At 70.4% G+C, this 24257-nt stretch carries 19 protein-coding genes; 4 read left to right on the top strand and 15 right to left on the bottom strand.

What is annotated here, in order from left to right; genetic code table 11:
- Nucleotide 1: 1 nt before the first annotated feature.
- Entirely contained in the window at nucleotides 2-1450 is a 1449-nt protein-coding gene (locus U4Y91_RS26230) for an aldehyde dehydrogenase family protein (RefSeq protein ID WP_321807524.1), read from the top strand.
- A gap of 102 nt (nucleotides 1451-1552) precedes the next feature.
- Here U4Y91_RS26230 and U4Y91_RS26235 read toward each other — a convergent pair whose 3' ends face one another.
- The gene (locus U4Y91_RS26235; protein WP_321807525.1) at nucleotides 1553-3328 is read right to left on the bottom strand and encodes a histidine kinase; all 1776 of its coding nucleotides are present in this window, start codon (nucleotides 3326-3328) and stop codon (nucleotides 1553-1555) included.
- 81 nt (nucleotides 3329-3409) lie between these two features.
- A complete protein-coding gene (locus tag U4Y91_RS26240) occupies nucleotides 3410-4816 on the bottom strand; it encodes an HD domain-containing phosphohydrolase (protein WP_321807526.1) in 1407 nt (468 codons plus the stop codon).
- Between U4Y91_RS26240 and U4Y91_RS26245 the strand changes: the two genes are divergently transcribed.
- The 3 genes from U4Y91_RS26245 (at nucleotide 4815) to U4Y91_RS26255 (ending at nucleotide 6197) form a co-directional block, all read left to right on the top strand.
- Nucleotides 4815-5060, top strand: a complete 246-nt coding sequence (locus U4Y91_RS26245) for a hypothetical protein (RefSeq protein ID WP_321807527.1) — start codon at nucleotides 4815-4817, stop codon at nucleotides 5058-5060. The genes U4Y91_RS26240 and U4Y91_RS26245 overlap by 2 nt on opposite strands.
- Nucleotides 5057-5350: an antibiotic biosynthesis monooxygenase family protein gene (locus U4Y91_RS26250; RefSeq protein WP_044844322.1), complete on the top strand. Its 294-nt coding sequence runs from the start codon at nucleotides 5057-5059 to the stop codon at nucleotides 5348-5350. Before U4Y91_RS26245 ends, U4Y91_RS26250 begins: the two co-directional genes overlap by 4 nt.
- 112 nt (nucleotides 5351-5462) lie before the next feature.
- Complete coding sequence (locus U4Y91_RS26255; RefSeq protein ID WP_321807528.1) at nucleotides 5463-6197, top strand: ABC transporter substrate-binding protein; 735 nt, start codon at nucleotides 5463-5465, stop codon at nucleotides 6195-6197.
- 169 nt (nucleotides 6198-6366) lie between these two features.
- On the opposite strand, the gene U4Y91_RS26260 is transcribed toward U4Y91_RS26255, so the two are convergent.
- The 13 genes from U4Y91_RS26260 to U4Y91_RS26320 form a co-directional block, all read right to left on the bottom strand.
- The gene (locus tag U4Y91_RS26260; protein ID WP_321807529.1) at nucleotides 6367-7974 is read right to left on the bottom strand and encodes a hypothetical protein; all 1608 of its coding nucleotides are present in this window, start codon (nucleotides 7972-7974) and stop codon (nucleotides 6367-6369) included.
- 141 nt (nucleotides 7975-8115) lie between these two features.
- Complete coding sequence (locus U4Y91_RS26265) at nucleotides 8116-9111, bottom strand: hypothetical protein (protein WP_321807530.1); 996 nt, start codon at nucleotides 9109-9111, stop codon at nucleotides 8116-8118.
- 3 nt (nucleotides 9112-9114) lie between these two features.
- Nucleotides 9115-10416: a hypothetical protein gene (locus U4Y91_RS26270; RefSeq protein ID WP_321807531.1), complete on the bottom strand. Its 1302-nt coding sequence runs from the start codon at nucleotides 10414-10416 to the stop codon at nucleotides 9115-9117.
- Nucleotides 10417-10419: 3 nt separating this feature from the next.
- A complete protein-coding gene (locus U4Y91_RS26275) occupies nucleotides 10420-11811 on the bottom strand; it encodes a hypothetical protein (RefSeq protein ID WP_321807532.1) in 1392 nt (463 codons plus the stop codon).
- A 33-nt stretch (nucleotides 11812-11844) separates the two neighbouring features.
- A complete protein-coding gene (locus U4Y91_RS26280; protein ID WP_321807533.1) occupies nucleotides 11845-12897 on the bottom strand; it encodes a hypothetical protein in 1053 nt (350 codons plus the stop codon).
- Between the two features lie 50 nt (nucleotides 12898-12947).
- A complete protein-coding gene (locus tag U4Y91_RS26285; RefSeq protein WP_321807534.1) occupies nucleotides 12948-14750 on the bottom strand; it encodes a hypothetical protein in 1803 nt (600 codons plus the stop codon).
- 58 nt (nucleotides 14751-14808) lie between these two features.
- Complete coding sequence (locus tag U4Y91_RS26290; protein WP_321807535.1) at nucleotides 14809-16281, bottom strand: S8 family peptidase; 1473 nt, start codon at nucleotides 16279-16281, stop codon at nucleotides 14809-14811.
- Nucleotides 16278-17099, bottom strand: a complete 822-nt coding sequence (locus U4Y91_RS26295) for a hypothetical protein (RefSeq protein WP_321807536.1) — start codon at nucleotides 17097-17099, stop codon at nucleotides 16278-16280. Before U4Y91_RS26295 ends, U4Y91_RS26290 begins: the two co-directional genes overlap by 4 nt.
- Complete coding sequence (locus U4Y91_RS26300) at nucleotides 17096-17359, bottom strand: hypothetical protein (protein WP_321807537.1); 264 nt, start codon at nucleotides 17357-17359, stop codon at nucleotides 17096-17098. Before U4Y91_RS26300 ends, U4Y91_RS26295 begins: the two co-directional genes overlap by 4 nt.
- The gene (locus U4Y91_RS26305; RefSeq protein ID WP_321807538.1) at nucleotides 17356-18483 is read right to left on the bottom strand and encodes a hypothetical protein; all 1128 of its coding nucleotides are present in this window, start codon (nucleotides 18481-18483) and stop codon (nucleotides 17356-17358) included. The genes U4Y91_RS26300 and U4Y91_RS26305 overlap by 4 nt, the downstream gene beginning before the upstream one ends.
- Nucleotides 18484-18552: 69 nt before the next feature.
- Nucleotides 18553-22368, bottom strand: coding sequence for an N-acetylmuramoyl-L-alanine amidase (locus U4Y91_RS26310; RefSeq protein WP_321807539.1), 3816 nt, complete (start codon nucleotides 22366-22368; stop codon nucleotides 18553-18555).
- Between the two features lie 9 nt (nucleotides 22369-22377).
- Entirely contained in the window at nucleotides 22378-22776 is a 399-nt protein-coding gene (locus U4Y91_RS26315; protein WP_321801916.1) for a DUF3467 domain-containing protein, read from the bottom strand.
- A gap of 161 nt (nucleotides 22777-22937) precedes the next feature.
- Entirely contained in the window at nucleotides 22938-23900 is a 963-nt protein-coding gene (locus U4Y91_RS26320) for a sigma-54 dependent transcriptional regulator (protein WP_321807540.1), read from the bottom strand.
- Nucleotides 23901-24257: the final 357 nt, after the last annotated feature.

The following is a 24257-nucleotide window of genomic DNA, read 5'->3' on the forward strand; positions in this document are numbered from 1 at the left end:
CATGCAATCCGGACACTACATCGACAACACCCGTGTCGCGCCGAACAGCGGCGCATACCTCGACGTCATCGACCCGAGCACCGGCGAACCGTTCGCGACGATCGCGCGCGGCGACGCGACGGACGTGCAGCAGGCCGTTGCCGCTGCCCGGCGGGCGATGGGCGAGACCCTCGACGGTCCGTGGGCCAGGCTGTCGCCGGTTGAGCGCAGCAACCTGCTGTTCGCGTACGCCGCGGCCGTCCTGAAGCACGGGGACGAACTCGCACGACTCGAGGCACGCGACACCGGCAAGGCGCTCAATACGGCCCGCACCGATGCCGCCGTGCTGGCCCGCTATCTCCAGTACTACGCCGGATGCGTGGACAAGCTGCATGGCGACACCCTGCCGTACACCGCGGGGTTCACGGTATTGACGGTGCGCGAGCCCATCGGCGTGACGGGGCACATCATCCCGTGGAACTACCCGATGCAGATCTACGGCCGCAGCGTCGGCGCGTCGCTCGCTGCCGGCAACGCGTGCGTGGTCAAGCCGGCGGAGGACGCGAGCCTGTCGATCCTCCGCCTGGCGGAGATCGCGGCCGAAGCCGGGCTGCCGGCCGGCACCGTCAACGTCGTCACGGGGCTGGGCGCCGAAGCGGGCGCGGCCCTGTCGGCCCATGCCGGCATTCGCCACATCTCGTTTACCGGATCGAGCGGAACCGGCGCGCTGGTCGGCCGCGCCGCCGCCGAGCGTCACTGTCCGGCGGTACTCGAGCTGGGCGGCAAGTCGCCTCAACTGCTGTTCGAGGATGCCGACCTCGAACAGGCGCTGCCCGTGATCGTCAACGCGATCGTGCAGAATGCCGGCCAGACCTGCTCGGCCGGCAGCCGCCTGCTCGTCCAGCGCAGCATCTACGAACGTGTGCTGGATCGTCTCGGCGAGCAGTTTGCGTCGCTGCGTTCGGGGCCGCCGTCGATGAACCTCGAGATGGGGCCGCTCGTCAACGCGAAGCAGCATGCGCGGGTTCGGTCCATCGTCGCGCATGCGGAAGCCGACGGCATTCGCGTGGCGGCGCGCGGCACGATCGCGGCCGGCGCATCGCGTGCCGGCTACTACCAGGAAGCGGTCCTGTTCCGCGACGTCCCGCCCGACAGCCAACTCGCGCAGGAAGAGGTATTCGGCCCCGTGCTCGCGGCCATGCCGTTCGAGGACGAAGCCGAGGCCGTCGCGCTCGCGAACGGCACGCAGTACGGGCTCGTCGCGGGCGTGTGGACCCGGGACGGCGCACGCGGGTTGCGGCTCGCGCGCAAGTTGCAGGCCGGCCAGGTGTTCATCAACAACTATGGCGCCGGCGGCGGGGTGGAACTGCCGTTCGGCGGCGTGAAGGCCAGCGGATACGGCCGCGAGAAGGGCTTTGAAGCGTTGCTCGGCTTCACCGCCCTCAAGACCATCGCGATCAAGCACGATTGACCGCCGCAACGCGCGGCGCGGCCCGACGCTGCCGCGATGTTCCGCACCTGCCTGCAAAGGCGGCGGCGCACGCGGTCGCGACGACGCCCCCGCACGTCATGCTCACGCGCGTTGCCCGACTGCCGCCACCACCGCGCCCGCGTGGCCCTGCGCGCGCCGGATCGGCAGTCGAACGCAGAACGTCGTGCCGCGCCCCGGCTCGCTCGTCACGTCGATTGCGCCGCGATGACGCTCGACGATCCCGTGCGACACCGACAATCCCAGCCCCGTTCCCTGCCCGACCGGCTTCGTCGTGAAGAACGGATCGAAGATCCGCCGGACGATATCGGGTGTCATGCCGGTTCCGGTGTCGCTGATCGCGATCGACACCTGCTCGCCGTCGCTCGACGTGCGGATCGTGATCACGCCGCGCGTCGGCATCGCATGCGCCGCGTTGACGAGCAGGTTCATGAACACCTGGTTCAGCTGCGACGGAAGACATTCGACCTGCGGCAGGTCGCCGTACTCGCGCACGATGTCGGCCTTGTACTTGAGTTCGTTGTGGACGACGTTGAGCGTGCTCTCGAGGCCCGCGTGGATATCGGCCACGCTCCACTCGCCGCTGCCCGGCCGCGAGAAATCGCGCAAGTCCTGCACGATCCGGCGCACGCGCACCGCGCCGTCGATCGATTCGTCGATCAGCGTCACGATCTCGTCGCGCACGTAGTCCAAGTCGGCCGCGCCGCGCAGCGCCGTCAGCGCGTCGCGCGCCGCGGGTTCCAGCTGCGGCAGCGCGGCTTCGTGCGCGGCGATCACGTCCAGCAGGCTGCGCACCCATGTCCTCAGCGTATTGAGGTTCGCGCTGATGAAGCCGATCGGATTGTTGATTTCGTGTGCGACGCCGGCCGCGAGCTGGCCGATCGATGCGAGTTTTTCCGATTGCAGCAGCTGCACATGGGTTTCTTCGAGCGCCCGCAGCAGGCGCCGCTGTTCGTCCTTCTCCTGCTCGAGCCGACTCTGCGCCACGCGGCGCTCGTCGATCTCGTTCGCCATGTTCTCGCGCGTGCGTTGCAGCATCGCCGTCGTCTGCTCGTAGCGCCGCAACGCCGTTTCGAGTTCGGCGGTGCGCAATCGCACCAGCCGTTCGAGCGTGTCCGTCATGCCGCGCAGAAAGGTCGTGCGTGCATCGAAGCGGCAGACGAGCAGCGTGACGATCAGCGTCGCCGTCGTGAACAGCGCGATGGTCGTCGCGAGCCACGGCGCATCGATGCCGTTCGCGGCACCGCAGCGCGCGTCCGGCGCGAAATGCGCGGCCGCCATCGCCGTGTAGTGCATGCCCGTGATCGCGATGCCCATGATCAGCGCGGCGCCGATGCGTTGCGCGGTCGCGTGGCGGGCCTGTTGCGCGCGCAACGTCTGCGCCATCCGGAGCGCGGCGGTCGACGCGATCACGGCCACGCCGATCGATGCCGCGAACAGCCCGGGCTCGTAGCGAATGCCCGGCGCCATGCGCATCGCGGCCATCCCCGTGTAATGCATTCCGACGATCCCGGCGCCCATCAACGCGCCGCCCGCGAGCAGGCGCCGGCGGCTCAGCCGCGCGCGCGTGACGACGTTCAGCGCGAAATACGACACGAGCACCGCGATCGCGAGCGACGCGCCGGTATCCGACAGCGCATAACCGAGCGGAATCGGCAGCGACAGCGCCAGCATCCCGACAAAGTGCATCGACCAGATTCCGGTGCCCATCGCGGCCGCGCCGCCGGCCAGCCACGCGCGCTTGAGCCGCGCATTGTCGAGCAGCGAAATGAACGCGGCCAGGTCGAGGGCCGTATAGGAGGCCAGTGTCGCGATGACGAGCGACAGCAGGACCAGCAGCAGGTTATAGGTGCCATGCATGATCGGCGTCCCGGTCGAAATGAACGCGGTGCCGCGGCGCGCGGTCGGTCGCGCGCCACGGCCGTGCGGTCGTGCGTGATGTCAGGCAGGCGGCGTGCCGGCCGGCGCCTGCGTCGACGCGGCCGCGCCAGTCAGCACGAGAATGTCGAACGACGTGCCCTCGCGTGCTTCGAAGCGCCGCACGAGCTCGATCTGGTGCGCCGACATCACGCTGCCCCTGGTCATCAGCAGCACGCCGCGATGCGTGCGCAGATCGTCGGCGAGCTGCATGCCTTCGCGCAGTTGTTCGGACCGGATCTCCGCGACGGACGCGGCGATGCGCAGGCTCGCCGGATCCCGCATCAGCTCGATGAAGCGCGCGACGAGCAGCGGGTCGTAACGCACGCCGGCCTGAGAATGCAGCACGTCGATCGCCTGTTCGACCGAATGCGGCGAACCGATCTCGCCGTTGCGCAACCCCTCGAAATCGCGCGCGATCGCGACGATCCGCGAGCCGGGCGGGATCGCGTCGCCCGCCAGGCCGTCGGGCGTGCCGCGGCCGTTGAAGCGCTCGTACTGGTGCAGCACGATCGATGCGACCTTGTGCAGTTGCGCGACCGGCGTGAGCACCATCTGCGCGCGCAGCGGATGCTGCTGGAACAGGCTGTGTTCGTCCGTCGTCATCTTGACGAGCGGCTTGTGCAGCAGTTCGTCGGGCAGCGACAGCTTGCCGATGCCGTGCAGCAGTCCCGCGAAATACACGTCCTGCGCGTGCAGGCTGCTCATCCCGGCCGACAGCGCGAGACGGCGCGCGATTTCGCCGACGCGCATCGCATGCCCGCTCGCCGATCCGCAGCGCATCTCGATCATGCTCGCGCAGACCTGGACCATCGCGGTGAAACTGCTTTTCAGGTCGTGCTGCGCGGCTTCGAGGAACAGCACGGTTTGGCCGAGTTCCTCGGTGCGCGCGCGCACCTGCGTTTCGAGTTCCGTATTGAAGCGGCGCAGCGCTTCGTTCTGCGCTTCGGTCAGCGCGGCCAGCCGCGCGGCTTCGCCGCGCAGGCGCCGCTGCTCGAGCGCCTGCTCGAGGGTCATCAGCAGATCGTGATCGTCCCACGGCTTGTTCAGGTAGCGATACACGCCGCCTTCGTTGACGGCCGCCACGATCGATGCGATGTCGGAATAGCCGGTCAGCAGGATGCGCATCGTGTCCGGATACAGCGCGCGGGCGCGGGCGAGAAACGCCGCGCCGCTCATGTTCGGCATGCGCATGTCGGACACGATCAGGTCGACTTCGGTCGACGCGAGGATCTCGAGCGCGGCTTCGCCGCTTTCGGCGGTCAGGATTTGGTAGCGCGCGGGCCGCAGCACGCGCCGCAGCGCGGACAGCACGCTCGGCTCGTCGTCGACCAGCAGGATCGATGGGGCGGCGGCGGGGGTGTCGGATGCGGCGTCGGCGATCGATTCGGGTGGTGTAACGTTCGTTCCGTTTGTCGCGGATGTCGTCATGGCAGGCCTCGGATTGTTTATCTTCACCACCTCTGTGACATCGGCGCGTGCCGCGTATTCCGTATTGGGGAAAACGCTGATTCGTATGAACCGAAGCGGCATGCGACGCACGACCGGCAGCGCGCGAGCCGGTCATCCGGAACGCGCGACCACGACTTCCGGTATCGTTGCGGGACGCGTCGATCGCGGCGCCCCGTCGCATCGCGATCCGTTCACCTCAGTCACCCCACAGGAGCATTCATGATTCTGGAAATGGCATCGCTCGAAATCGATCCGTCGCAGGCCGAGCCATTCGAGGCGGCGGTCCGCCAGGCCCTCCCGCTGTTCGCCCGCGCGCGCGGCTGCGGCGGCGCCGAGCTGCATCGCGTGATCGAGCGCAGCGGCGGCTACCTGCTCGTCGTCAAATGGGACAGCGTCGACGATCACATGGTGCATTTCCGGCAATCGGACGACTTCCAGGCGTGGCGCCAGCTCGCCGGGCCGTTCTTCAAGAGCCCGCCGCAAGTCGTGCATACGGAAGTTGCGGTGAAGTAAGCGCGGTGAAGCAACCGCCGCAACGAGCCAACCGATCCATCGCGGATGACGCTGCGTTGGCGCCCTGACCGTCCGCCGCGCCAGCGCACCCGCCTTCCCAACGAGCCCTTTCATGACCGTCGACCCTTCCGTCCTCTCCGCGTTCACGCCGACCGGCAAGCTGCGCGCGTCGATCAATCTCGGCAACCCGATCCTCGCGAACCGCGACCCGGCGACGGGCGAGCCGTTCGGCGTGTCGATCGACCTCGCGCGCGCGTTCGCCGAGCGGCTGTCGGCCGAGCTCGAACTCGTCGTGTTCGATACGGCCGCCAAGTCGGTGCAGGCGCTGACCGAGGAGCGCGCCGATTTCGGCTTCTTCGCGGTCGATCCGCTGCGCGGCGAAACGGTCGCGTTCACCGAGCCCTATGTGCTGATCGAAGGCTTCTATCTCGTGCGCGACGCTTCGCCGATCCGCGGCAACGCGGACGTCGACCAGCCGCACAACCGCGTGGCAGTCGGCAAGGGCAGCGCGTACGACCTGTTCCTCACGCGTGAGCTGAAGGCCGCACAGATCGTGCGTGCGCCGACGTCGCCGGCCGTCGTGCCGACCTTCGTCGAGCAGCAGCTCGAAGTCGCGGCCGGCGTGAAGCTGCAGCTTGAAGCCGATGCGGCGAAGACGCCGGGCCTGCGCCTGCTCGGCGAGCGCTTCATGGTGATCCGCCAGGCGATGGGCGTGCCGAAGAGCCGCGGCGAAGCGGCCGCGGCGGTGCTCGGCGAATTCGTCGAGGCAATGAAGGCGTCCGGCTTCGTCGCGGAGTCACTGCGGCGGCATGGCATCGTCGGGGCGTCGGTCGCACCGCTGGCCTGATTCGCACACCCGTCAAGTGTTTCCGACGACGCCGTCGCGTCAGGTTCGCACGGCCTGTCGACCACCCGGCGCCACCTGGCACTCGACACTTCGCTCGCGCGGCTGAACGTCGTCATCGGCGGGATTCGGCGCGGCACGGGGTTTCGCGAACGGCCGCCGGTACGCACGTTCATGATGCGGCGCGATGTCCCGCTGCTGTTGCGCCGGCGGGCGATCGAGGTGCGGCCGTCGCGGGGTGCGCGGGCGACGGGGACGCCGCGGCGCCCGGCCCGGCAGGCGGCTGCGGTGCGGAAGCAGAAGCAGAAGCAGGCGCCGGATTCGGCGGCGACGAGGCGGGTTGGCTCGCGTGGGCACGCCCTGCCGAGCCTGACGCCGCTGATCCCGAAGCTGCCGACCCCGAACCCGCCGATCCCGAACCCACCGATCCCGAACCCGCCGACCCCGAACCCGCCGACCCCGATCCCGCCGACCCCGATCCCGCCGACCCCGAACCCGCCGCTCCCGAACCCGCCGACCCCGAACCCACCGCCCCCGAACCCGCCGGACCAACAGCCGGCGGCGTGCGCAGCCCGCCGTCCAGCGCGGTCCGGCGAGCGGCCATGTCGGCCTGTTCGGCGCTGCGCTGGGCAGCGCGATCGGTGGACAGGCGCGCCGCTTCGGCATCCGGATTGATCGTGTTGACGCGGATGCGTTCGACGTCGCCCACGCCCGCCAGCCGGTTCAACGGCACGTAATCCGTCCGAAACACCAGTTCGACGCCGCTGCTCAGGTTGAGGTCGGCGTGCGAGCTCTCGGTCGTCTGGGTCCGGTCGGTCGACACGTAGCCGATCGTGCTCTGCACATTGGCCTCCGCGCCCCACGGCCCGAAGCGCGCGCCCCCGCTCACGCCCACCGTGTTGCGCGTGTCGAACTGCGAGCCGCGGTCGTTGGCGGCGACACTGCTCGCGTCGATATGGAAATTCATCGCGGCGTTGAGCCGCCCGCTCTCGATGACGATGCGCTGCAAACCCATCTGCACCATCGTCGCGAGCAACTGCTGGCGGTTGCGGGCCAGCACCTGCTGGGCGAGCGGCACCAGACGCTCGGGATCGGCGGCCGTCACCGCATCGCCCGGCCCCAATCCCAGCGCGGTGCGCAGCGCCGCTTCCGCCGGCGGGGTCGCGCCCGCGCGCAACGCCAGCCGGGTCGACGCATCGCGCTCGGCCTGCAATTCCTGCTGGCGCTGGCGGCGCTCGTCCGGCGGCAGGCCCGCCAGTTCGTCGGCGTCGTCAGCGGCCTCGTCGTCGCCGGTGACCTCGTAGGCGGTGGGAAAATGCTCGGCCAGCCACTGCCGCGCGCCGGCGATGCCGACGTTGCTGTCCGCGAAGCCTTCGGTGGTCTGCGCGACATTGCGGATCAGGTCGACGAACGCGGTCAGCTGCTGCTGGTTCGAATCGTTCATCGCCTTGAAGACACCCGTGATCAGCTCGGTCACGAAGCGCGGGAACGACACCGCGTTGAGCACCGCCCGGGTGGTGCCGGCCATCCGGTCGATGGCGGTGCCCGAATACGCCGAGCCCGCGTCCTGCGCGACGGCCAGTGCGGTATCGGGACGCGCCGCGCGTTCGTCATGATCGACCGCGAGCGAGCCGATCCGTGCCAGTCCGGACGCGAGATCGCGGCGCATGGCCGGATCGAGTGCGCCGAAGCCCTGCTGCGCGGACAGCAGTTCACGGACACGGTGGCGAACGTCGGGCCGCGGCACCGGCGAACGCACGAGGTGGGCGGTTGCCATCATCTCGGCGGCTCCGCCGCGCATCGCGCATTCCGCGTCCCGCAACACGTGAAGCACGGCCAGACGGGCGACGGCACGTCCGCCGCCGTCGGCACCCGGGTTCTGCCGCCCGTCTCGCGACGGCCTGAGCGACGCGGTTCCATGTCAGCTTCCGAGCGCCGCCCACGGGTTCGACGGCGCGGCCGGGCGCGCGGCCGGCGGCACGGCGCGGCCGTCGTCCGGGACGGAAGACACCTGGCCGTCGGGTTTCTCGCCAAGGCTGAGCGTCGCCTCGATCCAGTCGGCGGCGGAGGCGATCACCGGATTGTCGGTGCGCAGCAGCGGCGACGCGCCGCCCAGCGCATCCGCGACGTCCGCCAGCCATGCGATCACGGTCATCCCGGCTTTGCCGCGCCGGACATAGGCGGCAGGCTGGGCCGGCGGCTGCCGCGAAAGCCGGCCGATGCCGGCGACCACGCCCCAGATGTCGCGCGCGGCGAAGCCGTGACGCAGGTCGGCATGGCCGAGGATCGCGAACGCGTCCCTGAGCATGCCGACGATCTCGCCGGCCATGAACGCGGTCACGCCGGTACAGGCGGCGCCGAGATTCTGCGCGAGCGCGCGTGCGGCGTTGCGGACCCGCGCCTGGCGCCCGGGATCCCCGCCCGGGTCGGCACCGGGCGTCTCGTCGAGTTTGTAGAGCGCCTCGCAAAGCACGAGCATGCATTCCTCGAACTGGACGTTGCGCTCGGCATCCGCGGCCGCCGGGCCGTACGCGGTGCCGAACAGCCGCGCATAGAACGCCGCGCGCTCGCCGGCCGCGAGCTTCTCGGCGCGGTGACACCACCAGTTGGCGACCAGCGGCTCCGCGCCGCCGAGATCGACGCCGACGGCGCCGCTCGCCGACAGTCCGGCGAGCGCCTCGACCGCAGGGATCACGCCCGCGGGCTCGAGGTCGGCCGCCAGATAGAGCGACGCGAGCGCCCGCAACTGCGCCTTGTCGACGCGCGCGGCAACGGGATCGGGAATCGCGATGTCGCCGAGCTCGTCGAGCGCGAACGCGAGGCCGTGCGCGGTCGCGCGCTCGACGAGCCGCTCCCCCGACCGGATGGCCGCCGCGAGCCCGGCATCCGCCGGCGGGACGATGAGCACGCGCGCCATGATTCAGTGCTGCCCGGCCGGCACGCCGGCGGCGGGGGCCGGCTTGTTGGGGTTGTACGGCGTCGAGTTGCCCTGGATCACCGACATCATCTCGGGCGTCGCCATCTTGTCGAGCGGCAGGTAGTCGCTCTTGAAGTTGACGCGAACCTCGCCCGACAGCTTCGCCTTCACCTCGGCCTTCGATTCGCTGGTGTCGTCGAGCGCCGACCCGACGGTGGCCACATGTTCCTGCTGCCCCTCGAACGCGGCGTCGGCCGAATACGGCGTGTACCAGCTGCCGTAATGGGCGTTGAGCGATTCCTTGTATTTCTGGCTCTCGCGGTCGTGCATCGACGCGGTGTAGGTGCGTTTCGCCGTGTCGCTGGCGCGCATGTCGAACACCACCTTGGCGTTGATCGACCCGTCGGTGACGACGATGCGGTTGATGCCGAGCATGACCATCGACGACAGCAGCTGCTGGCGCTGCTTCGCCATCTGCAGGCGCGCGGCGGTGACGAGGCGCAGTTCCGACTTGTCGTCGGACAGGTCGGTCACGGGCGGCTCGAGGTTGTAGTTCCGGCTGATCTCGGCAAGCCGCTGCTGCGCGTTGTCGCCCTGCGCCACCAGCCGCGTCGGGGCCGCTGCCGCGGCCGCGCCGGCGCTGTCCGCGTCGAACGCGTCGGCGCCGTCCTGCGCCTGCACCGACAGCACGTCGGGGAACGAATCGGCGAGATAGTCGCGGCCGGCGCCCTCGCTGATGTTGTCGCTCATGAACTGGGCGGTGGTCTTGGCGACATTGGCGATCAGCTCGCCATACGCGCGCATCTGCTCGATCGAGCTTTCGACGATCGCCTGGAACACGTTCTTGATCAGGCCTCCTACGAATTTCGGAAAATCGACCTTCTGCACCATCTGGCCGAACTGCTCGACGCCCTGCTTCACCGCGCCGGCCTGGAAGTCCTTGCCGGCGAAGCCGGGATCCTGCGCGAGCTGGCGCTTGGTCGCGGTGACGGGATCGTCGGCCAGCGCCGCGGCGGCCGGCGCCGGACGCGGCGGCGCGATCGGGTGCGCGAGGCCGGTGGGCGGCAGTTCGCCGTTCGCCTCGCGCTCGGCGATCTCGGCATGCACGCCGTTCGGATCGGCCAGGTAGGCGAGCACCCGCACCGTATCGGCGGCGATGCGGCGGCGCTCGTCGTCGGGCAGGTCGAGGAACGACGGAATCGCGGTGAGCAGGCGGCGCACCTCGGGCCGCGTCGCGTCGAACGCGGCGGCGCTCGTGGGCGGCCGCACCGGGTGGAGCGCGTCGGGGGGAGCGGGCAGGCGCATGGCTCAGTTTCCCCTGGCCGCAGCCGGCGCCGGCGCGGCGGCCGGCGCCGCCGCCGGGGCTGGAGCCGCAGCGGGGGCCGACGCTGCCGGCGGCGTTTTCGGGCTGGGCAGCACGTTCGGATCGGCGGGCGTCGCGTTGCCGGTGATGGTGGCGATCATCTGCGGCGTCGCCATCTTGTCGAGCGGCAGGTAGTCGCTCTTGAAATTGACGTCGACCGCGCCGGACAGCTGGATCTTGGTCTGCATCGCCGCGTTGCTGGTTTCCGACGCGGCCGTCGACGCAGTGATGATCGGCTTGTTCTCGTATTCGTAGTCGCCCTTCGCGTAGTAGTCGGCGCTGTACTGGCGGCCGTTGTCCTTGTCGTTGCTGGAGTCGTACTTGCCGCCGCGATCGTAGGTGCCCTTGCCGGCGTAGGTCGACTGGACGTTGCCGTCCTTGTCGCGGGCGAGGTCGACCGCGGTGGCGCTGCGCTGCTTGGAAAGCGTGTCCTGCGCGCGCACGTCGTAGATGATCTTCGCGGAAATCTTGCCGTCGGTGACGACGATGCGGTTGATGCCCATCAGCACGATCGACGCCAGCATCTGCTGGCGCTGCTTGGCGAGCTGCATCTTGAAGCGGTTGACGATCGCCAGCTCGGAGGCCTCGTCCGACAGGTCGAAGGTATCGCCGTCGCCCATCTGCAGGCGGGCGCGCACGGTCTTCGACGCTGCGTCGGGGTCGACCCCGTCGCGCACCTGCACGCGCGGGCTCGGCGTATCGCCACTGTCGTCCATGCCGATCTCGAACAGGTCGGGAAACTGGCCGACCATATGATCGCGCGCCTGGTTCTCGGTCACGTGTTCGTCGGCGAACTGGCCGAGCGATTTCGCCACCTGCGCGATCATTTCCTGATACGCCTTCATCTGCTCGATCGAGCTGTGCGTGATCGACTGGAACACGCCGCTGATCAGGCTCGCGACGAAGGTCGGGAACTTGACCTGGTTCAGCAGCTCGCCCGCGACCGCCGCGCCCTCGTGCGCGGCCGCCGCGGTGAACCTGGACTTACCGATGCTGTCGACGGCCTGGTTGTGCGTCGAGAAATCCGCCTCGTGCGCGGAATGATCCGTGTTGTCGTCGAGCGCGCGCGCCGGCGCGGTGCCCACCCCGCCCGGAATCTCGTGGCCGGCGAACCCTTCGGGCCGCGCGAGGTAATCGGCGATCAACGCGGTGTTGCGCGCGATGTCGCGGCGATCGGCGTCGGGCATCGCGTTGAACGCCTGCGACCGGGTCAACATCTGCGCGACGCCGTGGCGCACCTCGTCGGCGGGCACCGGCGGCGTGTGACGCGGAGCGGCCGCGGCGGCGCGCGGCGGCGGCGGCGCGATCGGCGTGGAACGGGCAGCTTGCGGGAACATGGCGACCTCGCGGGAAACGCGTGACGAAGCGGTTCAGTTGGCCTGGGCGGGCGCGTCCGCCTGCAGTTCGAACTCGATGGGGCGCAGGTAGAGACTCACCCGCGCCGGGCAGGCCGCGTCCGTGCGCAGGCTGATGATCGAGAAGCGGCCCGGCCAGTGCGCGTCCTCCGGCGTGAACGCGCCCATCCAGCGCTCGAGCGCCTGCAATCCGCGCGGACGCTCGGCGAGCCCCATCGTCAGCAGGCTGAGGAACGCGGGCGGCACGTCGGGGATCGCCGACAGCAGCACGTAGAGCTCGAAATCCGGCCCGTCCGGGCCGAGCCCGAACGCGAGCAGCGCGCCATGCGGCGGCAGGTCGAAGCGCCCGCCGAGCACCAGCCCCAGGAGCTGCATGATGCCGGGAAGCCGATGGCCGATGCCGAGCGCATCCATGACCGGCTGCAGATCGGCGAGCCGCAGCGCCTGCGTGCACGCGAACGTGAGCCGCTGGCCACCGAGATCGCGCTGGGCCGCCATCGTGGTGAAGAGCGGCTTGAGCCCCGGCACCATCCGCAGCGCGGCCTGGACGATGCCGGCCAGGTCGCGCGGCAGGTTCTCGATCGTGCCGGCGTCGCCGGGCAGCTCGTAGTACACCTTGGACGCATAGAGCCCGTCGCGGTCGTAGCTGGAGCCGAAGAACGCGCCGTAGTCGAGGTTGCCGCCCGGCCGCGCGAAGCCCCGGAACGGCTCGCTCGCCTGATCGAACCAGTGCAGCGCCTCGCGGCCGATGAAGTCGCGGATCAGCTTGCGCATTTCACGGGTCGACGCGTCGCGCCGGTCGATCGCCGACGCCTCCGGCGGCAACGGCTCGATCGTGAAGCGCAGCTTGCCCGGCTGGCTTTCCGAGAAGCTGGGCTCGAACGGCACCGCCATCGGCATCAGCGCGTTGTCGCGGAACCGCAGATCGTCGGCGCCGTCGCCGAAGGTGCGCAGGAACAGGTCGCGCGACGGCGCGAATGGATCGGCGGTGCCGAGGCTTCGCGCGGCGCTTTTCAGGCGGCGTTCGACCCGGGCGACGACCGGTTCGCGGATTGAGGTCAGGGGCATGGCTCGGCTCCGGCAGGGTTCGAAAATGGCGCAGCGCACGCGACGCCGCTTCAGTGCGGACGGTTCGAGTAGTAGCTCGCGCCGTTGTGCGTGCCGACACCGTAGCCCGCCTTCACCGGCACGCCCGCGCCGAGGCCGACGCCGGCGCCGATGTCGCCGACGCCGTCCAGCATCTCGCGCGCCATCGCCGGGATCGGCACCGGCTTCGAGGTCATCTGCGGCGCCTCGCGCGGCTGCGAGAACTGCTCGATCTGCGTATCGGTGGTCGCGGTATCGGCCAGCCACAGCTCGCACGCATTGACCAGGTCGTAGTCGGTAGGGTCGACGGTCGACTTGTGGTTCGACGAGACGTCCGGATTGGCGATCTGGTCGATGCTGAGCAGCGGGCCGGTCGCCTTGTTGACGCGATCGACGTTGTTGGCCAGCCACGCGGTGATGATCGTGCCGCAGGTCGCGAGCGTGCGATAGCGCGAGCTGGTGCGCGCGCCGCCCAGGTCGTAGGTCGCGACCTGGTCGATCACCTGCCACATGTCCTTCGCGCCGTAGCAGCCGCGGATCTCGGGGTCCTGCAGCAGGTCGATCATGAACTTGACCTGCGACTGGATCTCGCGCGCCGCGTAATGCGCCATGCCGTAGCCGTGCAGCGACAGGTTGCCGGCGAGATCGCGGGCGGCCTTGCGCACCTGCTGGTGGTTGATCGGGTTCGGCACGCTCGCGCGCAGCAGCGAGTCGACTTCGGTCTGGCGCACGAACGACGACACCGACGACACGAAGCGGATCCACAGGTCGTTGAACTCGCGGTTGCCGGCCGTATTCGGATCGCCGCCCGGCACGCCGAGCGTGATGGCCGCGAAGTTCTTGCGCTCCTGCTCGGAGATGCGGTTCGGCGTTTCGCGCCAGTAGCGGTAGAGCAGCTTGCCGGCATTGCCCGGGCCGATCGGCAGCGTGCCGTGCTGGAACTGCTCGACGATGCGGTCGACCACCTGGAACACCTTGAGCTCGTCGAACATCGCGGCGACGATCATCGGGCCCATCACGCGCACGTTGTCGGCGACGATGTTCGCGTCCTCCAGATCCTCGAGGTTCGGCAGGTCGATGCCGAGATCGGCGATCGCGTCCTCGCCGCCGATGTTCTGGACGGTGTTCAGCTCCTCGTTGATGCGGCGGCGCAGCTGCGGCTCGTCGGCCTGGATCTTGCGGGCCTGCAGGCCACGCATCACGCGCGCGAATTCGGTGGTGACCACGCCCGGCTGCTCGCCGCCGCGGCCGTCGGGATCGCCCTCGATGCACAGCAGCGCCAGCACCCGCTGCGCGAGCCCTCCGTACGAATTGGCTTCGCCCACCGCCGCGAAGAACTGGCGGGTAAAGGCGTTCATCAGCACGTTGTCGCCGTCCGGCACGGTCCGGCCATCCTCGACCTTCACGGGCGGCGGCGTGGCCCCGTCCACCGCGAGGATGCCGAGCACCAGCGCGACGAGCGTGATCGACACGGCCTCCGGGTCCGAGCCGTTCGCACCGTTCGCACCATTGGCGCCGCTCACGTCGCCCGCGTCGAACACGAGCTGGCCGCTGACCTCGGAAAGCAACGGCGGGTTGACCAGCGACTTGCTGGCGAGCAGTTCGCGGGTGGCGACGAACAGCGGATCGCACACCTGCGGCACGCCGTCGGACGGCTTCGTGTCGTAGACGACCGCGAGGATGGCCTTGCACAGCGCGAGCTGCTCCCGCTCGGCGGCAACCGGCGGCCGCTTCAGCGACTCGAGCCGGTTGACGATATCGACCAGCCCGTCGCGTGCCCGGGTCTCGAGGTCGACGAGGTCGAGGAAGCGGACTTGATTGTTGACATGAAACATTTAACTTCTCCTTGAAATCCGGTCGGTTCGGGGGAGTGAGCGGGATCCCGTGCGCCAGTCAGCCGTCGTCGGCACGGCCGTCCTTGCCCGCGCAACCGTCGTCGCCCGCCGCTTCGTACGCGTCGATGCGGCCGGACAGCGCCTGCAGCGCCGCCGCCGCGTCGAGAATGCCGGCGCCGCAGCCATCAGCCACGCCGGGCGCGAACGGGCGCGCGGTGGCGACGACCAGGTCGCGTACCGTCGCGCCGTCAAGCGGATAGGCGCGGCGCTGCGCGTACGCGACGAGCAGCGCCGCGGCGCCCGCGACGAACGGCGCGGCGAAACTGGTGCCGGTCGCGAGCTGATAGGCCTCGATCGCGCTCGTCAGCACCCGTTCGCCCGGGGCGCACAGCGCGACGTGCGGGCCGCGCGTCGAGAACGGGGTCGGCCGGCCGTCGTCGCCGACGGCGCCGACCGCGATCACCTGCGGATAGGCGGCGGGCCAGTAGCGGGTCACGCCGCCGTTGTTGCCGCTCGCGGCCACGAGGATGCAGCCGCGCGCGGCGGCATACGCGACCGTGTCGGCGTGCGGTTTCGGGCGGTTGGCGGCGATCGTCGCGTCGTCGGTGCCGAAGCTCATGTTGATCACCTTCGCGCCGAGGTCGACCGCGAGCTTGAGCGCGCGATCGAGGTCGGCGATCGCGCCGAGCCCGATCGCATGCGCCTTGCCCGGCAGGCGGGCGGCCGCCAGCGCGCGCATCGGCAGGATGCGGCAGTCGCCGCCGAGCCCGCGCGGCATCGCCACGCCTTCGGCGGCGATGATGCCCGCGCAGCCCATGCCGTGACCGACGAAGCGGTCCTCGGGAAAATCGCCGCGGTGGCCGTGACCGCTCAGCAACTGCACGCCGGGCGACAAGTCGCCGGGCTCGAGCCGCACCGTATCGGCGCCCGCGCGGAAGGCATGAGCGAATTCGGGATGCTGGCGCGCGATGCCGCTGTCGATCAGACCGACCGTGACGCCGCTGTCGCCCGGCTCGATCGCGTGCGCATCGGCCATGCGCACCAGCGCGCGCGCATCCTGCGCAACCCGCGCGGCCGGCGGCACCGGCGCCAGGCGGCCGGGCGCGTCCATCGGGACCGTCGCCACGTAGTTGGGCGTCACGCTTTCCACGGTCGCGAGCTGGGCGAGCGAGTCGCACAGCGCGCCGATCGGCGTGCCCGCCGGCACGCGCAGCAGCAGCGTACGGGCCATGCCGGTCGTCTGTTCGATCGCGTCGTAGCCGAGGTGCGCGTGCCCGGGCACCCAGCGCCCGGCCGCCGCGCTGAACGGGCGCACCGCGAGAAAACGGCCGGCGAACGCAACCACGATGCGGTCGACCGGGCCGCCGTCGATGCATTGCGCGGCGGCCAGCGCGCCGCGCGTCACGTCGCGGATCGACGGCACGTGCTCGGGCGCTTCGCCGAGCGCCAGCTTGACGAGCAGGCTGGTCGGCAGGCTGAACTGACGCTCGCCGGGCGATGCCCACGGCGTGCCGAGTGCATGGATCGTCATGGCCGCGCCTCCTCGTGACCGGGCACGGCGGCCAGGGTCATGGGCCTGGCCGCGGGCGCCGGCGGCGGCGCGAATGCGCTCAGGTCGAATGCCAGCGCGGCGGCATGGCGGCTCGTCGGCGAGACGGCGAGTTCGCCGGCCCACTGGTCGCGGCCGGGCGCGAGCAGCAGTTCGTCGTCCGCCGATTGCAGCACCGCGACCGGGCGATTGCCGATCCGCACCAGCGGCGCGTGCGTGCCGTTGACGAGATTGCGTCCGATCACGCGCAGCAGCGGCGCCGCATCGGGCTGCGCGTCGGTGGCGGGCGCCACGGGCTCGATCCGCTCGACGCTCGGCGCGGACGCCCGGTCGAGCGCGCGGCGCAGCCGGTCCACGGACAGGTTGGTGACGCGGCCGATCGCATGCACCATGTCGCGCTGCTCCGCCTGCCGAAATTGCCGGACCGTGCGCACGCCGGCCCATTCCAGCCGCTTGCGGTCCTCGGCCGAGAGCTCGTCGCCCAGCGCGTCGAGCGGCTGGTCCTTGCTGTCCTCGGACAGCGCGATCGCGTTCTCCTCGATTGCCGGCCGCGTGATGGTCGTGAAGACGAGATGGAAGGTGCTGCTGTCGGTGTCGCCCGGGCCGGCGGGACGAATCCACACCTCGCTTTCGACGAATTCGACATGGGCGCGCAGATCGAGGTTGACGTCCTTGATCGCGAAGGTCAGCGGCAGGTTGAGGTTGCGCGCCTTGATCGCCATCGCCGCCTGCGCGTTGTCGAGCTGGCTCTGCACGGCCTGGATGAAATCCTCGAGGCGCAGGCTGGCGTTGCTGTTCATCGCACCGCTCCGTCGACCGGCACGGCTTCGAGGACGATCGCGAGCCGCGCCGGCTCCGCATCGAAGGCCGTGCGGGTCAGGAACTGCGGCAGGTCGCCGACCAGCTCGATGCCGTCGGCGCCCCGCGCGATGCGCAGGTCGAGCGGCAGTTCCATCGCCATCGAGCGCACCCGCAGCCCTTGCGCCGCGCCCGCGGCCAGCTGTCCGGCAACGTCGGCGAAGGCGCCCAGCGTCTCGCCCAGCGGCCGCGGCGCAATCATGTGGGTTCTCCTCGTGTGGATGCGGGTGCCGACGCGGCCGTCGGGGCCGACGAGGCCGACGGGGCCGACGGGGCGGCGGACGCGGCCGGCGCTGCCGGCACCGCCGGCACGGCGGCGGGCGCCTGCGTCGCGGCGGGAACGGGCGCCGCGAGCGGCGCCGCAGGCTGGGCGGCCGGCGCCGCCGGCGGCGCGATCCGCGCCGCCGGCCGGCTGTGCCGCTCCAGCAGATTGCGCGACGCCTCGTCGACGAAACGGTCGAGCGGCAGCGTCTCCGATGCGAAATTGATGCTCACCTTCCCGGTCAGCGTCGCCTTGAGATCGGTGTCGGTTTGCGCATTGACCGCAACGGTCGAGACCGTGGTGACGACATCGCCCGACGTTCCCCGTCCGCCCCAGGTCGTCTGCCCCGACGACGGGTCGTTCGACGTCGCATACTGCACGGCGGCGCGGTCGCGCGCCTTGGCCTGGAAATTGAGGCTCGCCGCGATCGTCCCGTCCTTGACCACGACCCGCTGCATGCCCAGCAGCACCATCGTCGACAGCGTCGACAACCGATGCTGCGCGACGCGCTCGCGGGCGCGGGGCAGCACCACCGATTCGAGCGTCTGGGTATCGAACGCGCTGTCGGCCGCGCCGAAATCGGCGAGCCACGCGGGCGTGGGGGCCGCATCGTCGTCGCCGGGCCGGGCCACCGGCGCGAGGCGGTAGTCGCCGCCGTCCTGCGTCAGCGTCACGTCGTGCGGATACTGCTCGACCAGCCACGCGCGCGCCTGCCCGTCGGTCACGTTCTCCTGCGTGAACTGGTCCAGCGGCTTGGCCACCGCGCCGACCAGGTCGGCGAAACTCTCGACCTGCTTGATCGAGCTGTCGACGATCGCGTCGTACGTGCCATGCACGAGGCTCGCGACGAAGGTCGGAAAGTCGATCGCATCGGCGAGCGCCGCCGCACGCCGGCCGATGGCGTCCGTCGCCTTCTCCCTGGGGGGCGCCGACCCGCCCGGGGCCGCGGGCGCCGCGCCGCCGGCCGGCATCGCTTGCGGCAACGCGCCGTCCTGCCTGCCCGGGTCGCCCGATCCGGACCCGTCGACGATCTCGCGGCCGAACGCGTCGCGAGCAAGGGCCACCGCGGGCGTGATCGCGCCGCGGGGTGGCGGTGGGGGAATGTGGCGAGCCATCGCGCGTATCCCTCGGGGTCAGGCGGGTTGCAGTTCGCGCGGCGCGGGCTGCGTGCCGCTGGCCGGAAGCGGCGGCGCGCCGTCGGCGCCGTGCACGGTCTGGAAGCGGCCGTCGCCGTTCAGCGCCACCTCGGTCACGCCGACCTGGTCCTCCTCGCCGGCATGCCGGAACGTGGTGGTGATGCGCAGCCTGACGCTCGCCCGTTCGGGGGTGCCGGAACCGCGGCCGATATCCGCGCGCACGAACGCGCTCCAGCCGTCGAGCATCTGGCCGTGGTCCGCGGCAATCGTCACGTCGCCGACCGCGCCGCCCTGCCACGCCCAGTCGATCGACACCGGCGCCGATGTGCGGCCGCTCGGCCCGTCGATGTACGGCCAGTCGTCGAGGGTGATGCGCTGGCCGGCCATGCGCGGCTGGCCGGCGCCGCCCGCCAGCGCATTGGCGGGCTGGACCAGCCCGGCGAGCTGCGCGAGATCGTAGCTGCGCCCGTCGCGACTCTCGGTGCGCCGGGTCAGGCTCACGCCGAAACCGAACTCGCCGCCCGCGGCCGGCGGCTCGACGCCGAGCGCGTAGCCCGCGCCCGCCGCGCTGCCGCGATTGATCGTGTGGCCGAACGTGCCGCCCGAATGCATCAGCTGGATCACGCCGATGCCGGCCGCCGCCTCGTATTCCGACACGAAATCCTCGTAGGTCATGATGTAGCGGCTGCCGGTCGAGTGGGTCGGCGGCAGGGTCCGCGCGCCGGGATGGCCCGGCGTGCCGACCACCCGGTCCAGCGGATCGGTGATCCGCACGAAATACGCGTCGCCGCTGCGATACATGCCCGTCACCACCACCGCATGGAAGAAGTTGACCGGCGCGCGCACGACTTCGGCGACCCAGATCGGCCCGTTCGCCTCCAGCAGCCGCCGAAAGCCTTCGGGCGCGAAGCACGCATTGGGTTCGACCGTGAGCGTCGACACCCCGGCGAACCCCGCCACCTCGGCCGGCGCCAGACCATCGCGCATCTGGCGCTCGAGGCTGATGCAGCGCGCGAGCAGCGTCGGATCGACGCTCTGGTTGTCGCGCCAGCCGATCACCATCGACGCGGCCGTCGCCCAGCAGCCCATGTCGGTGGGCTGCGGGGTCAGTTGCACCTCGTCCCAGTTCACCGACCAGTCGTCGGCGCCCAGCGCGCGCGCGGCGCCCGAGGCGACCGACAGCGCCTGGCTCGTGCCGAAGAAGCCGCGGCTCGGGATCGGCGCCTTCAGATGGCCGACATACGCGAGCGTTCCGGGGGCCATCGTGCCGGTCGACAGGCTGGCGAGATCGCCCGGCGGCACCCAGTGCGGCGGCACGCTGACGATCGGCCTGCCCGCGTCCTGGAAGGACTGGGCGACCAACTGCGAGCAGAAGAAGTTGTCGGTGTCGGCGCCTTCGCCGAGCTCGATGCGGCCGACGAAGCGGCGGCAGCGCTCCGCCGCGTCGCCCGACAGCAGGTCGCACGCGTGGCGGTCGATCAGGTAACTGCCGCAGCGGACCAGCCCGACGTAGTTGAAACCGCGATCGAGGTAGCGCGCGGCGGCATCGGCAACCTGCCGCTGCTGCGTATCGGTCAGGCCCGGCACCCGGAACGCGACCGCGAGGCGCGCGTCGGCCAGCGCGTCCGCGAGCGGGCGCAACTGGACCCCGCCGGGAATCGCCTCGATCACCTGCCCGCCCTGACCGACATAGAGCATCGCGTGGCTGACCTCCGCACCCGAGCCGGCACGAATGGCGCCGGAGCCGGGATTGCCGGTGGTGCTGAGAATGATGTCGCCGATCTCCAGCGCGTCGGTGCCGATCGACAGGCCGCCGACGCCGGGATCGAGCGGAATGTCGTCGCCGAGGCCGCGCGCGGCGAGCCCCAGCGCCTGGCCGGCCGCCTGCGGCTGGCAGGTGCGGCTGGTGACCAGCCGCATGAAGTAGTCCCAGTCCCAGTTTCCGTCGGGGCACGCGGTATGGCCGGTCGAGGTGTCGGCCTCGCGATGGCCCATGATCGTCGTGCGGTTGATCGGCAGCTGATACTTGTCGCACAGCGACGCGACCAGCGCCGCCGAGGTTTCGTACTGGAGCTGGGTCGGCGCCAGCGCATCGAAATGCTGGACCGTGCCGTTGCGACGCGGGTAGTCGGCGCCGCCGCGCTTCACCGCGATGTGTTCGATGCCGATGCTGCGCTGGTTCGAGCCCTTGCAGTGCCACGCCGTGTCGGCCTCGGAGACGAACTGGACGACTTCGCCCGCCTGCCCGACCAGGTAATGCGAACTCACCTTCGACGACGCATTGGTGAAGGTATTCACCACCTGCTGGACGGTCGGTACGTCGGCGATGTGGATGATGATGCGGTCGATCGTCTTGCTGCCGCGCCCCTCGTCGAAATTCGGGCTGGCGGCCGTGCGCGTGACGAGACTGTTCTCGCGCGCGCCCAGCGCCAGCGCACTGGCCGTCGCGGACGGCTCGGCGGCCGCATCGTCGTCGCTGTAGGGTGGCGTATCGATGCCGTAGGCCTCCGGGTCGGCGCTCAGGCCGCGCGACCACGCGAGCGACGACGACGACGACGCGGTGGCGATCGTGCCCGCCGCGGCGCGCGAGACGCCGACGAAGACGCTCACCGGGCTGCCGGCGCTGACGCCGGCCGACAGCGTGACGCCGACGAATTCGCCGCGGGCATTGAACAGCGCCGAGATGCCGCCGGCCGGGCTTTCGCCGACCATCACGCCGACCGTCGTGCCGGTGCCCGCGAAATCGTCGATATGGCCGCGCAGCAGGCTGATCTGGCCGGTGAGGCTCGCCGACACGATGTAGCCGAAGTCGAGCTCGCCCGACACGAAGACGCCGATGTCGTCGCCATTGGCGTCGAAGATGAGGCCGACCGCGCCCGCGCCCCCGGATTCCAGGCCGGCGCCCGCACCCGCGCCGATCGAGACCGACAGGCCGTTGCGCATCGCGACCGGCAGCAGCAGCATCAGCGACGCGGTGGCCGGATTCGCGCTCAGTATCGCGCGCAGCGCGGCCCGCTCGACGGTCGAGAGCTTGCGCGGCCGCGGCCAGGTAAAGCCGCGGCGTTCGCCCGCGAGGCGGAACCCGGCGTCGTCGCTCATCCCCTGCGACACGGGTGCCGGTGCGATGGTGGGTGCCGGTGCGACGGCGGATGCCGGGCGCGCGGCCGGGGCCGACGCTGGCGCCGGCGCGGCGGGCGTCGCGGCGCCCGGCGTTGCGGCATTGAGCGGCGGAAGCGGACCGAAGCCGTCGTCGTAATGGACGTCGTGGTGCGGCGCAGCGCCCTCGACGGCCGGCTGCGGCGCGGCGGGGGCGGCGCCCGGTGCGGCCGGCGCCGGCACGGCGGTCGCGCCCGGCCGCGTGGCGTCGCCCGCCCAGTTCAGCAGCGGACTCCTGACGGCGGCGGTGCCGCGCGTCGGGAACACGCGGACCCGGCGCAATCCCCGGTCGCTGAGCCCCGACAGCGACACGTACGGACTGTCGGCATTCGGCAGGACGTCGACCGTCCACGCATCGGCAGCGGGCGACGCCGCGGTGGCGAGGCCGAACCACATCCGGCTCGCGCCCGCGAAGCGCGCCAGCACCGCCGGCGGCACCATGAACACCGCTTCGCCGCGCGGGATCGCCAGCAGGCCGTCCTCGCGGCTGGTATAGAACGTCGACGACGTGCGCCCGTCCTTGCGCGTGAACAGCGCGGGATCGGTGGCGATCACCAGTTCCGCGACGCACGGCGCGTGGCCGACGCGAATCGTGAAGCCCAGCATCGGGAAGCGGTCGGTCAGGACCATGCGGTTGGGATGGAGTTGCGCTGCCATGTCGTGTCCTCAGCTCTGGTTTTGATCGGGCTCGTCGTGACGGCCGCCGAGCATCGGCTTGCTGCGCGCATCGATCGCGCGCCGTTCGAATTCCTGCGGGGGAAGCATCTCCAGATCCGGTTCCGGGTCGCCGATGTCGGGGATTTCGTGGTGCGTCGCTTCGAACTGGGCGATCGCGCGCGCCAGCAGTTGCGCCAGCAGCTTCGCATGCACCGGGCTGATCGCGACGCGGCTCATCAACTGGACGTTGCCGGACTGCGGCTCGACCTGCCCGGCATCGATCAGGAACTCGAACGCGTTGTGCCCGACCTCGAAATAGTTCGCATAACTGGCGAGCAGCGGCCGTGGCTGGCCGGCCGGCTGGGCCGGCTCCGGCGGGGCGTCCTGGCTTGGCTCGATGACGTGCACGACGGCCTCCTTGCATGGCGACGGGCGGTCTGTCCGTTCTGCTTCGCAAGGAGCGGGCCAACGCGGGCGGGCCGGCGCAAGCGCATGATTTGCCGTGGAATTTCCCGGCCGGAGCGGGATTCGGGAACGCTGCCGGGCTGTACCATGTGACAGCCCGGCTGTCACACCGATGCAGTGTTGCCGGCGTCCAGGTTGTACTTGGCCAGCTTGCGGTACAGCGTCATGCGCGACCAGTTCATCTGGCGCGCCGCTTCCATCTTGTTCCAGTTGGTCTGGCGCAGCACCGAGACCAGCCGCTCGCGCTCATGCTCACCGGCCGAAAAATCCTGCAGGAACAGGCGCCGGAATGCCGGCGGCAGGTCGCCCAGCCCGAACGGGCGCCCTTCGGGCGCATCGATGAACAACGCTTCGACCAGGTTGCGCAACTCACGCACGTTGCCCGGCCACCGGTAATGCCGCATGCATTCGAGCAGCGCCGGATCGGGCCGCCCCACCCGCATCGCCCGCTGCAGGTTGTGTTCGGCGACGAAGTGATCGACGATCGGCGCGATGTCCTCCGGCCGTTCGCGCAGCGGCGGTATCTCGATGCGCGCGACGTTCAGGCGATAGAACAGGTCGGCACGGAAACGGCGTTCCTCGACCAGGTCCTCCAGTCGTTCGTTGCTCGCCGCCACGATCCGGACATCGACCGGGCGCCGGCGCAGCGAGCCGACCGGCATCACCGTGCGGTCCTCGAGCAGGCGCAGCAGCTTCGCCTGGACGGCGACCGGCATCTCGCTGACTTCGTCGAGGAACAGCGTGCCGCCGTCGGCCTCGACGAAGCGGCCGGGAAACGCGTGCTGGGCGCTGGTGAACGCGCCGCGCTCGTGGCCGAACATCTCGGATTCGAACAGGCTGTCGGGCACCGCGGCGCAGTTCACCGCGATGAACGGCTTGTCGGTCCGGGTGCTGAGGCGATGGACGGCGCTGGCGACGCGCTCCTTGCCGGTGCCGGTTTCGCCGGTCACGAGCACTGTCGTATCGGTGCGCGCGACCTTCGCCAGATAGCGGCGCAGGTCGGTCATCGCCGGGCTCGAGCCGTGCAGCCCGAGTGACGTCGCGTGAATGCCTCCGGTCGTGCTCATGCGCGCGCCGCTCGGCTAACAAACCGTTGACGGATGACGCGCAGCCCCGATTTTCATCGCCACTTCCCCCGTTGGATGTTGAGGAACAAGGCAAGCATCCTCTATGGCGATTGTCGGCACGCGTTTAATTAGTACTGTGATGCGTGTTGAATGGAGAGCCGCGTGTCACGGCGCCGGCCGATAACCAGTGTAGTTTCAATATCGGGATTCGTACAACCTGCCGACTACGCAATAACAAATATGTCATTTCACGCATTTTCATCAATTCATCCGCAATCGGGATGACGAACGGAAAGCCCGTCGCGGAATTCGGAGAATGCGTGTCGTTCACGAAGCGGGATCGGTGACTTCGCCAGT

Source organism: Burkholderia sp. BCC1993 (assembly GCF_905339865.1).
GTDB lineage: Bacteria > Pseudomonadota > Gammaproteobacteria > Burkholderiales > Burkholderiaceae > Burkholderia.